General features: G+C 68.7%; 12 protein-coding genes and 1 pseudogene. All 13 read left to right on the top strand.

All coding sequences use genetic code 11. From position 1 onward, the window contains the following. Positions 1–163: 163 nt before the first annotated feature. The gene (locus tag APY03_RS38345) at positions 164–895 is read left to right on the top strand and encodes an ABC transporter ATP-binding protein (protein ID WP_068685874.1); all 732 of its coding nucleotides are present in this window, start codon (positions 164–166) and stop codon (positions 893–895) included. Beyond that, the gene (locus APY03_RS38350) at positions 885–2492 is read left to right on the top strand and encodes an ATP-dependent acyl-CoA ligase (protein ID WP_068685876.1); all 1608 of its coding nucleotides are present in this window, start codon (positions 885–887) and stop codon (positions 2490–2492) included. The genes APY03_RS38345 and APY03_RS38350 overlap by 11 nt, the downstream gene beginning before the upstream one ends. A 4-nt stretch (positions 2493–2496) precedes the next feature. Next, entirely contained in the window at positions 2497–3264 is a 768-nt protein-coding gene (locus APY03_RS38355) for an SDR family NAD(P)-dependent oxidoreductase (protein ID WP_068685878.1), read from the top strand. A gap of 56 nt (positions 3265–3320) precedes the next feature. Then, complete coding sequence (locus APY03_RS38360) at positions 3321–4097, top strand: SDR family NAD(P)-dependent oxidoreductase (RefSeq protein ID WP_068685880.1); 777 nt, start codon at positions 3321–3323, stop codon at positions 4095–4097. Continuing rightward, a complete protein-coding gene (locus APY03_RS38365; RefSeq protein WP_068685886.1) occupies positions 4094–4600 on the top strand; it encodes a MarR family winged helix-turn-helix transcriptional regulator in 507 nt (168 codons plus the stop codon). Before APY03_RS38360 ends, APY03_RS38365 begins: the two co-directional genes overlap by 4 nt. A 243-nt stretch (positions 4601–4843) precedes the next feature. After that, positions 4844–6346 carry an anthranilate synthase component I gene (gene trpE / locus APY03_RS38370; RefSeq protein ID WP_068685889.1) on the top strand — a complete coding sequence of 501 codons (1503 nt, stop codon included), beginning with the start codon at positions 4844–4846 and terminating at the stop codon, positions 6344–6346. Then, on the top strand, positions 6346–6735 hold the full coding sequence (locus tag APY03_RS38375; protein ID WP_068685891.1) for a GxxExxY protein: 390 nt from the start codon (positions 6346–6348) through the stop codon (positions 6733–6735). The genes trpE and APY03_RS38375 overlap by 1 nt, the downstream gene beginning before the upstream one ends. Continuing rightward, positions 6732–7316, top strand: coding sequence for an anthranilate synthase component II (locus APY03_RS38380; RefSeq protein WP_068685893.1), 585 nt, complete (start codon positions 6732–6734; stop codon positions 7314–7316). Before APY03_RS38375 ends, APY03_RS38380 begins: the two co-directional genes overlap by 4 nt. Before the next feature lie 4 nt (positions 7317–7320). Further along, complete coding sequence (gene ltaE, locus APY03_RS38385) at positions 7321–8370, top strand: low-specificity L-threonine aldolase (RefSeq protein ID WP_068685895.1); 1050 nt, start codon at positions 7321–7323, stop codon at positions 8368–8370. Further along, positions 8363–8491, top strand: a pseudogene (locus APY03_RS45835) (LysE family translocator); the annotation flags it as partial. The gene ltaE and the pseudogene APY03_RS45835, both read left to right, overlap by 8 nt. A 123-nt stretch (positions 8492–8614) precedes the next feature. Then, the gene (trpD, locus tag APY03_RS38395; RefSeq protein ID WP_068685899.1) at positions 8615–9640 is read left to right on the top strand and encodes an anthranilate phosphoribosyltransferase; all 1026 of its coding nucleotides are present in this window, start codon (positions 8615–8617) and stop codon (positions 9638–9640) included. Between the two features lie 13 nt (positions 9641–9653). After that, positions 9654–10454: an indole-3-glycerol phosphate synthase TrpC gene (gene trpC / locus APY03_RS38400; RefSeq protein ID WP_068685901.1), complete on the top strand. Its 801-nt coding sequence runs from the start codon at positions 9654–9656 to the stop codon at positions 10452–10454. A 55-nt stretch (positions 10455–10509) separates the two neighbouring features. Next, positions 10510–10981, top strand: a 472-nt coding sequence (locus APY03_RS45180; protein WP_232324566.1) for a uracil-DNA glycosylase, incomplete at its 3' end; no start/stop codon positions are given.

Raw genomic sequence — 10981 nt, forward strand, 5'->3', positions numbered from 1 at the left:
TGACTCGGCTGCCGGGACGACGCCCCGGCTCCAGCCTCAAACCAACAGCAACGTACGAATCGAAAGTCCAGTGCCCTCACCTCAGCCCAGAGGCAGAGGGAGCACGACCGCAGAGAGCGGAAGCAATACAACCCCAAGTGACGAGCCACGAGAAGGCCTTCCAATGACCGCGATGCTAGAAATAGGCGACCTTCACGTGTCCTACGGCCAGGTCGAAGCCGTCCGCGGCGTCTCGCTGAACCTGGAACACGGCCAGATCATCTCTGTGATCGGCCCCAACGGCGCCGGCAAGACCACGCTGCTCGCCGCGGCCATGGGCCTGCTGCCCTGCAAGGGCGTGCTGCGCTTCGAGGGCGAGGACCTGCACGGGCTCGACGTGGAGGCGCGGGTCGAACGCGGCCTCTGCCTGGTGCCCGAGAAGCGCGAGCTCTTCGGCGAGCTCAGCGTGCTCGACAACCTGCAGCTCGGCGCCTTCGGCAGCAAGCTGCGCAGCGACGCACTCAAGAAGCGGCTGCAGTCCGTCTACGACCGTTTCCCGCGCCTGGCCGAGCGCCGCGCGCAGCGCGCCGACACGCTCTCGGGCGGCGAGCGGCAGATGTTGGCGGTGGGCCGCGCGCTGATGTCGGCGCCGCGCCTCTTGATGCTGGACGAGCCCAGCCTGGGCCTGGCGCCGCTGATCGTGCGCGACATCCTGAACATCGTGGGCAAGCTGCGCGAGGATGGCGTCTCCATTCTGCTGGTCGAGCAGAACGCACGGGCGGCGCTGGAGAGTTCGGATCATGGCTATGTGCTGGAGACCGGCGAGATCGCGCTCACCGGCGAGTCGCAGGAGCTGGCCAACGATCCGCGCGTGCAGGCGACCTACCTCGGCGGAGGCACGCACGATGACGACTGAGCGTCCTGCCAGCCCATTGCCGCCGGCGCAACGCACGCTGCCCGCGATGCTGGAGCGCCAGGCGACGCGCTTCGGCGAGCGGCCGCTGCTGCGCATCGCAGGGCGGTCGTGGACGCACGCGGATGCGCAGCAGGCTGCGGGCGAGCGTGCCGGGGCGCTGGCGCAGGCCGGCGTGCAGCGCGGCGACCGCGTGGCAGTGATGAGCGGCAACCGCATCGAGTTCCTTGAAGTCTTCCTCGGCTGCGGCTGGCTGGGCGCAGCGATGGTGCCGATCAATACCGCCTCGATGGGGCCGCAGATCGAATACTTCCTGCAGAACAGCGAGGCGAAGCTTCTGGTCGTCGAAGCTGCCTTCGTCGAGCGCTTGCTGGCTGCGGATCTGGCGCGCACCTCGCTGTGCGAGATCTGGGTGCTGGATGCGCAAGCCGGAGATGCAACACGGGGGGTGCGCACGCTGCCCTATCCGGCGGCGGCGGCGCGCGAGGCCCTGCCGCCGGCGGCGATGCGGCCGGGGGACCCCCTGGCCATCCTCTACACCTCGGGCACCACCGGCCCGGCCAAGGGCGTGGTGTGTCCGCACGCGCAGTACTACTGGTGGGGCGTCAACAGCGCCGATGTGCTCGGCGTCGGGGCCGAGGACGTGTTGTGCACGACGCTGCCGCTTTTTCATATCAACGCGCTCAACACCTTCGCGCAGGCGGCGATCACCGGTTGCGAAGTGGTCTTCGAGCCGCGATTCTCGGCGTCGGGCTTCTGGCCGTCGATGCGGGCCTCGGGTGCGACGGTGGTCTACCTGCTGGGTGCGATGGTGCCCATCCTGCTGGCACAGCCCGAGGGGCCGGGCGAGCGCGACCACCGCGTGCGCGTCGGGCTGGGGCCCGGCGTGCCGGAATCGGCGGGCCGGGCCTTCCTGGAACGCACGGGGGTGCGGCTGCTGGAGGGCTATGGCTCCACCGAGACCAACTTCGCCATCGCCACCGCGCCCGATTCGCCGCGGGGCGGCGTGATGGGCTGGCTGCGTCCCGGCTTCCAGGCTCGCGTGGCGGATGACGGCGATGTGGCGCTGCCCGACGGCGAGGCCGGCGAGTTGCTGCTGCGCGCGGACGAGCCCCATGCCTTCGCGAGCGGCTACTTCAACATGCCGGAAAAGACGGTCGAAGCCTGGCGCAACCTGTGGTTCCACACGGGCGACCGCGTGGTGCGCGAGGCGGATGGGGCTTTCCGCTTCGTCGATCGCATCAAGGACGCGATCCGCCGGCGCGGCGAGAACATCTCTTCGTTCGAGGTCGAACAGGTGCTGCTGAGCCATCCCGGCGTCGCCGCCTGCGCGGTCTACCCCGTGCGCTCCGAGCTGGCCGAGGACGAGGTGATGGCTGCGCTGGTGCCGCGCGAGGCGCAGCGACTGGACCCGGCCGAACTGCTCGCCTTCTGCGAGACCCGGCTGCCGTACTTCGCGCTGCCGCGCTATGTCGATGTGCTGCCGGACCTGCCGCGCACCGAGAACGGCAAGGTGCAGAAATACAAGTTGCGCGAGCGCGGCGTGACGGCCGTCACCTGGGACCGCGGGCCGGGCGGTCGGGCGCCGGCCAAGGGCTGAAGCCATGTCGACGCCTGCCGCGCTGTTCTCGCTGGCCGGACGTGCAGCCTTCGTGACAGGCGCGGGGCAAGGGCTGGGCGCGGCCATCGCGCGCGGGATGGCCGATGCCGGCGCACGCGTGATGCTGGGCGACCTCGACGAGAAGGCGGTCGAGGCCGTGGCGGCCGGCTTGCGCGCGGCAGGCCATGAGGCCGTCTCCATGCCCCTCGACGTGCGCGACGAGGCCATGTTCCAGCAGTGCTTCGACGCAGCCGTGCAGCGCTTCGGCGCAATCGACGTGATGGTCAACAACGCCGCCCGCACGCCCTCGACCTCGCTCTGGGAAATCGGCGCCGGGGAATGGGACGAGGTGCTGGCCGTGAATCTGCGCGGCAGCTTCTTCGGCTGCCGCATCGCCGGGCGTCACATGCGCGAGCGCGGCGCGGGCCGCATCGTCAACCTCGGCTCGATCGCCGGGCAGCAGGCCAGCGCGGCGACCGGCGTGCACTATGCGGCCTCGAAGGCGGGCGTGATCGCGCTGACGCGCGCTTTTGCCCGCGAACTCGCGCCGCGCGGTGTCACGGTGAACGCGCTGGCGCCGGCCGCGGTGCGCAGCCCGGTGCTCGAGGCGATGGATGAGGCGCGGCAGCGAACCCTGGCCGCCGAAGTTCCGGTCGGACGCTTCGGCGAGCCGGACGAGGTGGCCGCGGCGGTGGTCTACCTGGCCTCGCCAGCCGCGGCCTTCGTGACCGGTGCCACGCTGGACCTCAACGGCGGGCGCCTCATGCGCTGAGGAGGCGCATGCCCATCGCCGACCATTGCAACGATTCAGGACTGGGAAATTCAGGTATGCAAGCACATTCAATGACTGGCCGCCACGCGCTCGTGACCGGCGCTGCGCGCGGCATCGGCGCCGAGATCGCGCGCACCCTGGCGGCCGAAGGCGCGGTGCTGACCCTGCTCGGACGCGATCGCGCCGCACTGCTGCGCGTCGCCGACTCGCTGCCCGGCACGGGCCACGGCGTGGCGACCGCCGACGTGGCCGATCCCGAGGCCGTGGCCGCGGCCTTCGCACAGGCGCGCGCCGAGCGCGGGCCGGTCGCCATCCTCGTCAACAACGCCGGTGCGGCCGAGAGCGCGCCTTTCCTGAAGACCTCGGTCGCGCTGTGGCAGCGGATGCTGAGCGTCAACCTGACGGGCAGCTTTCTCTGCGCCCAGGCGGCGCTGCCGGGCATGCTTGAAGCGGGCTGGGGCCGCATCGTCAACATCGCGAGCACGGCAGGGCAGAAGGGCTATGCCTATGTCAGCGCCTATACGGCGGCCAAGCACGGCGTGATCGGGCTCACACGTGCGCTGGCGCTGGAGGTGGCGCGCAAGGGCGTGACGGTGAACGCCGTCTGCCCGGGCTATACCGACACCGATATCCTGCGCGACAGCGTCAGCAACGTGGTCGGCAAGACGGGGCGCAGCGAGGCCGAGGCAATGGCGGAGTTCGCGGCGGTCAACCCGCAGCGCCGCATCGTGCAGCCGGCCGAAGTGGCGGATGCGGTGCGCTGGCTCTGCGGCGAGGGCGCTGCGTCGGTCAACGGCCAGTCGATCTCGGTCTCGGGGGGCGAGGTCACATGAAGCAGAACGACGCGTCGCATGCGCTCCTGAGCGACGCGCAGGAGCTGGGCCACGAGGCGCGTGCCGGCACCGGCGATCACGCGGTCCTCAAGCTGTGGCTGCGCATGCTGGCCAGCACCACGCAGATCGAGGCCGAGATCCGCAAGCGGTTGCGCGAGAACTTCGACATCTCGCTCGCGCGCTTCGACTACATGGCGCAGCTCTACCGCTACCGCGAGGGTCTCAAGATGCGCGTGCTGTCTCGCTACCTGATGGTGACCGGCGGCAACGTCACCGGCCTGACCGACGAGCTCGAGCGCGAGGGCGTTGTCCAGCGCTCGCCCAGCCCGGAAGACCGCCGGGCCTGGATCGTGAGTCTGACGCCCAAGGGCCGCCGCGGCTTCGAGGCCATGGCCAAGGCGCACGAGGAATGGCTGCTGGAGCTGTTCGCGGGGCTGGACGATAAGGCGGTGCAGCAGCTGTATGCGCAGCTCGGCGCGCTGCGCGTGCATCTCGTCCGCTAGCATTCCTTTTGTCTTGCCGAGGTGCCTGGGATAAACTCGCGCCTCCATGTTCATTCATCACGTCATTCAGACAGGTCAAGGCGGCCGGGGAGCCTGGCCTTGGCGCACGCCATCGTTGCAGCCTGTTTGATTGCACGGCGCACGCCGTGCGCCCCCGGCCGAAGTCCATCGCGACGCGGCCACCCCTCATGTGAATGACACCGGCGACCACGTGGCGTCGCCGGCCGACGGAGACCCCACCCCGTGATCACCGAACTCGAATTCAAGAGCCTCAGCGCGCAGGGCTACAACCGCATCCCGCTGATGATCGAGGCCTTTGCCGACCTCGAAACCCCGCTGTCGCTCTATCTCAAGCTGGCCCACACCAAGGAGAGCGGCCGCCACAGCTTCCTGCTGGAATCGGTCGTAGGCGGCGAGCGTTTCGGCCGCTACAGCTTCATCGGCCTGCCGGCGCGCACGCTGCTGCGGGCCAGCGGCTTCGGCACCGAGGCGTTGACCCAGGTCGTCACCGGCGGCAAGGTGGTCGAGGAGGTCCGCGGCAATCCGCTGGACTTCGTCGCGGCCTACCAGAAGCGCTTCAAGGTGGCTCTGCGGCCCGGCCTGCCGCGCTTCTGCGGCGGGCTGGCCGGCTACTTCGGCTACGACACGGTGCGCCATATCGAGAAGAAGCTGGAGCTGAGCTGCCCGCCCGACACGCTGGGTTGCCCCGACATCCTCTTGCTGCAATGCGAGGAGCTGGCGGTGATCGATAACCTGTCGGGGAAGCTCTACCTGATCGTCTACGCCGACCCGGCCCAGCCTGAGGCCTATGCCAATGCCAGGCGGCGCCTGCGCGAGCTGCGCGAGCAGCTCAAGTACTCGGTCAGCGCGCCGCAGGTGCGGCCGACCCAGCCGCATCCGCCCGAACGCAGCTTTGCCAAGGCCGACTATCTCGCGGCGGTGGAGCGCGCCAAGGAACTCATAGCCGCCGGCGACTTCATGCAGGTGCAGGTGGGCCAGCGCATCAGCAAGCGCTACACCGAATCGCCGCTCTCGCTCTACCGCGCGCTGCGTTCGCTCAACCCTTCGCCCTACATGTACTACTACGACCTGGGCGACTTCCAAGTGGTCGGTGCCTCGCCGGAGATCCTCGTGCGCCAGGAGCAAGCGGGCGGAGGCGAGCAGAAGATCACCATCCGCCCGCTGGCCGGCACCCGCCCGCGAGGCGCCTCGCCCGAGCTGGACAAGGCGGCCGAGGAGGAGCTGATCAACGACCCCAAGGAGCGTGCCGAGCACGTGATGCTGATCGACCTGGCGCGCAACGACATCGGCCGCATCGCCAAGACCGGCAGCGTGAAGGTGACCGAGGCATTCGCCATCGAACGCTACAGCCACGTGATGCACATCGTGAGCAACGTCGAGGGCACATTGAAGGACGGCATGACCGCGATCGACGTACTGAAGGCCACCTTTCCCGCCGGCACCCTGACCGGCGCGCCCAAGGTGCACGCGATGGAGCTGATCGACCAGCTGGAGCCCACCAAGCGCGGCGTCTACGGCGGGGCCTGCGGCTACATCAGCTATGCGGGCGACATGGATGTGGCGATCGCCATCCGGACCGGCATCGTCAAGGACCAGATGCTGCACGTGCAGGCGGCGGCGGGCGTGGTGGCCGATTCGGTGCCCGAGCTCGAGTGGAAGGAAACCGAGGCGAAGGCGCGGGCGCTGCTGCGCGCCGCCGAACTGGTCGAGGAAGGGCTCGAGTGATGGCCGACGAGTTTCAGAATACCGACTTCTCCCACGAGATCATCGGCGCCGCGGTCGAGGTGCAACGGGTGCTCGGCATCGGCCTGCCGGCCGAGGTGTATGCCGCGGCGCTGGAGATCGAACTCGCCGAGCGCGAGATCGGCTTCGTGCGGGACGTGCCGGTGTCGGCCAGCTACAAGGGCCGCTCGCTCGGCGAGGTGTGCCGCGCGGGCTTCGTGGTCGAGCAATCGGTGGTCGTCGAAGTGAAGGCAGTCGATGCGTTGACCGACCTGCATCGTGCCCAGGCGCAGGCCACGGTGCGGCTGTCGGGGCTGCGGCTGGGCCTGCTCGTCAATTTCAACGTGTTCCCCGTGGTCAAGGGCGTGCATCGGATCGGAGCCAAGCCATGAAACTGCTGATGATCGACAACTACGACAGCTTCACCTACAACCTCGTCCAGTATTTCGGCGAGCTCGGCGCGGAGGTGGAAGTTCATCGCAACGACGAGATCACGGTCGAAGGGGTGGGCGAGCGCATCGCCGCCGGCGTGGGGCGACTGGTGATCTCGCCGGGGCCGTGTTCGCCGGCGGAAGCCGGCATCTCGGTGGCGGCCATCAAGGAATTCGCCGGCACGCTGCCGATCCTCGGGGTCTGCCTGGGCCATCAGGCGATCGGGGCTGCTTTCGGCGCCCGTATCGTCCGAGCGCAGCAGCTGATGCACGGCAAGACGAGCGAGATCACGACCACGCGCGAGGGCGTGTTCGCCGGGTTGCCCGCGAAGTTCGTGGTCAACCGCTACCACTCACTGTCGATCGAGCGCGACTCCTGCCCGGGCGAACTCAAGCTCACGGCGTGGACCGAGGACGGCGAGATCATGGGCGTGCGCCACACCGGTTTCGCGCAGGCGGTGCGCATCGAAGGTGTGCAATTCCATCCCGAATCCATCCTCACCGAGCACGGTCACGCCATGCTCAAGAACTTCCTGGAGTAGCACCATGAGCAGGCCCCTGGTCGATCTGCGCAGCGACACCGTCACCCGACCCACGCCCGCGATGCGCGAGGCCATGCTCCAGGCCCCGCTGGGCGACGACGTGTTCGGCGACGACCCGAGCGTCAACGCGCTGCAGGCGCAGATCGCCGGGATGCTGGGCTTCGAGGCGGCGCTCTTCGTGCCCACGGGAACGCAGAGCAATTTCTGCGGGATCCTCGCCCATTGCCAGCGGGGAGACGAGTACATCGTCGGGCAGATGGCGCACTGCTACCGCTGGGAAGGCGGCGGCGCGGCAGTGTTCGGCAGCGTGCAGCCTCAGCCGCTGGATCATCAGCCGGACGGCACGCTGGCCCTGACGGACATCGAGGCCGCCATCAAGCCCGACGACGCGCACTTCGCCCGCACCCGCCTGCTCGCGCTGGAGAACACTCTGGGCGGCAAGCTGCTGCCTTTCGACTATGTGTCGCAGGCCACGCAGCTCGCGCAGCGCAAGGGCCTCGCCCGGCACCTCGATGGCGCACGACTCTTCAACGCGGCGATCGCCCAGGCAGCGCAGCGCGGCACCGATGCGCGGGACGAGGCACGGCGAATCGCGGGTTGCTTCGACAGTGTTTCGGTGTGCTTCAGCAAGGGGCTGGGCGCGCCTGTGGGCTCGGCGCTGTGCGGATCGCGCGAGCTGATCGCGCGCGCCCACCGCATCCGCAAGATGGCCGGCGGCGGCATGCGCCAGGCCGGAATGCTGGCTGCCGCGGCGTCGCATGCGCTGCAGCACCACATCGATCGCCTGGCCGAGGATCACGCGCTGGCGCGCCGGCTGGCCGAGGGCCTGGCCGGCATCGACGGCCTGCAAATCGAGGCGCCTCAGACCAACCTGCTCTTCGTCGACCTGGTGGGCGAGGCGCAGGCGCGCTCCGCCGATCTGCTGGCACACCTGAAGCGCGAAGGCGTGCTTGCCACCGGTCTGTATCGGCTGCGTTTCGCGACGCACCTGGACGTCGACGCTGACGGCATAGCCCGCGCCATCGCCGTCATGCGGAGCTTCTTCCATGCCTGAGGCGCATTCGCTGCTGCTCTTCATCGTTGCCGGCCCGCTGTTGAACCTGACGCCGGGCCCGGACGTGCTCTGTATCGTGACCCGGGCACTGCGCTCGGGCGACCATGTGGGCTCGGTAAGCCGCGGCATGCACTGGCTGGAACGCGGCGCGGGCGCGCTGTTCATCGGCTTTGGCATCCGGCTCGCGCTCGCAGAGAATTCGGGCGCGGCCTCATCCGTTCACTGATCCAAGGGAGACTTCACCATGCCCATCACCCCCCAGGAAGCCCTGCAGCGCACCATCGAGCACCGCGAGGTGTTCCATGACGAGATGCTGCACATCGTGCGTCTGATCATGAGCGGCGAGTGCTCGCCGGTAATGATGGCGGCGCTGATCACCGGCCTGCGCGTCAAGAAGGAAACCATCGGCGAGATCACCGCCGCCGCGCAGGTGATGCGCGAGGTCTCGACCAAGGTGCCGGTGGCCGACACCCGTCACCTGGTCGACATCGTCGGCACCGGCGGCGACGGCTCGCACACCTTCAACATCTCGACCTGCTCGATGTTCGTGGCCGCCGCGGCGGGCGCCAAGGTCAGCAAGCATGGCGGGCGCAGCGTGAGCAGCAAGTCCGGCAGCGCCGATGTGCTGGAGTCCCTGGGCGTCAACATCAACCTGAAGCCGGAGCAGATCGCGAAATGCATCGCGGACGTGGGCATCGGCTTCATGTTCGCGCCCAATCACCATCCGGCGATGAAGAACGTGGCGCCGGTTCGCAAGGAACTGGGCATCAAGACCATCTTCAACATCCTGGGACCTCTCACCAACCCGGCCGGCGCGCCGAACATCCTGATGGGCGTGTTCCATCCGGACCTGGTCGGCATCCAGGTGCGCGCGTTGCAGCGGCTGGGCGCCGAGCATGCGCTGGTGGTCTACGGGCGCGACGGCATGGACGAGATCTCGCTTGGTGCTGCCACCATGGTCGGGGAGCTGAAGAATGGCGAGGTGCGCGAATACGAGCTGCATCCGGAGGATTTCGGCTTCGCGATGTCGAGCAACCGCACGCTGCGCGTCGAGACGCCCGAGCAATCCAGGGCGATGCTGCTGGGCGTGCTGGACAACCAGCCGGGGCCGGCTCGCGACATCGTGATCCTCAATGCCGGGGCTGCGCTCTACGCGGCCGATCTGGCCGACTCGATGGCGAGCGGCATCGCGCGTGCCCGTGCGGCGCTGGAGTCGGGCGCGGCGAAGGTCAAGCTGGCCGAACTGGTCAAGGCGACCAATGCGGGTTGAGAAGGGGGAGAGCATGTCCGACATCCTCGAAAAGATCGTTGCCGTCAAGCGGGAAGAGGTGGCTGCGGCGCTCAAGGTGCGCCCTCTCGAGGCGATTCGCTTCGATGCCGAGAGCCGGGTCCTCACGCGCGACTTCACCGGCGCGCTGCGCGCCAAGATCGCGGGTGGCCAGGCGGCGGTAATCGCCGAGGTCAAGAAAGCCAGTCCCAGCAAGGGCGTGTTGCGCGCCGAGTTCATCCCGGCCGACATCGCGCAGAGCTATGCCGAGGGCGATGGCAAGGTCAGTGCGGCGTGCCTCTCGGTGTTGACCGACCGCCAGTTCTTCCAGGGCAGCGTCGACTACCTCAAGCAGGCGCGGGCCTCCTGCGAGCTGCCGGTGCTGCGCAAGGACTTCATCGTCGATGCCTATCAGGTCTACGAATCGCGGTCGATCGGCGCTGATGCGATCCTGTTGATCGCCGCTTCGCTGGATGACGCGCAGATGCGCGATTTCGAGGCAATCGCGGTGGGGCTGGGCATGGCGGTGCTGGTGGAGGTGCACGATGCGGCCGAGCTGGAGCGGGCGCTGAAGCTGCGCACGCCGCTTATCGGCATCAACAACCGCAACCTGCGGACCTTCGAGGTCTCGGTGCAGACCACCCTTGAGCTGCTACCGAGGGTTCCAGCAGATCGCCTCCTCGTCAGCGAATCCGGCATCACCCTGCGCGAGGATGTGGCGGCGCTGCGTGCCGCCGGCGTCCACGCCTTCCTGGTGGGCGAGGCATTCATGCGTGCCGACGAGCCGGGCGGAGCGCTGGCCGACCTGTTCCGATGAGCCGCCGCGCCGTTCCCAAGGCGATGGCCGCAGCCCTCAGGGCGGAGGTTGCCATATGAGTGCGCCGTCTGCCCAGCTGTCCGGCAGCGATCCGGCCGATTGGCCAGTGGCCCCCGGCTGGCAGCCCTTGGTCGACGAATTCTTCGGCTCGCCGGCCGGGCTCAAGCTGATCGACTTCCTGCATGAGCGGCTGAATGCTGGCGCTGCCATCTTTCCGCCGCGGCCGTTGCGAGCGCTCGAGCTGACGCCGCCGGAGGCAGTGCGCGTCGTGATCCTGGGCCAGGACCCGTATCACGGGCGCGGGCAGGCCGAGGGACTCGCCTTCTCCGTGGCGCCGGGCGTTGCCCTGCCGCCATCGTTGCGCAACATCTTCAAGGAGCTGGAACGTGATCTGGGTATCCCGGCGCCGACTTTTCCCGAGCCGGGCGGCAGCCTGGTCAAATGGGCCACCCACGGCGTGCTCCTGCTCAATACCTGCCTGACGGTGGAGGAGGGGCAGCCGGCCAGCCATGCCGGCCGAGGCTGGG

Source organism: Variovorax sp. WDL1 (assembly GCF_001541225.1).
Lineage (GTDB): Bacteria > Pseudomonadota > Gammaproteobacteria > Burkholderiales > Burkholderiaceae_C > Variovorax.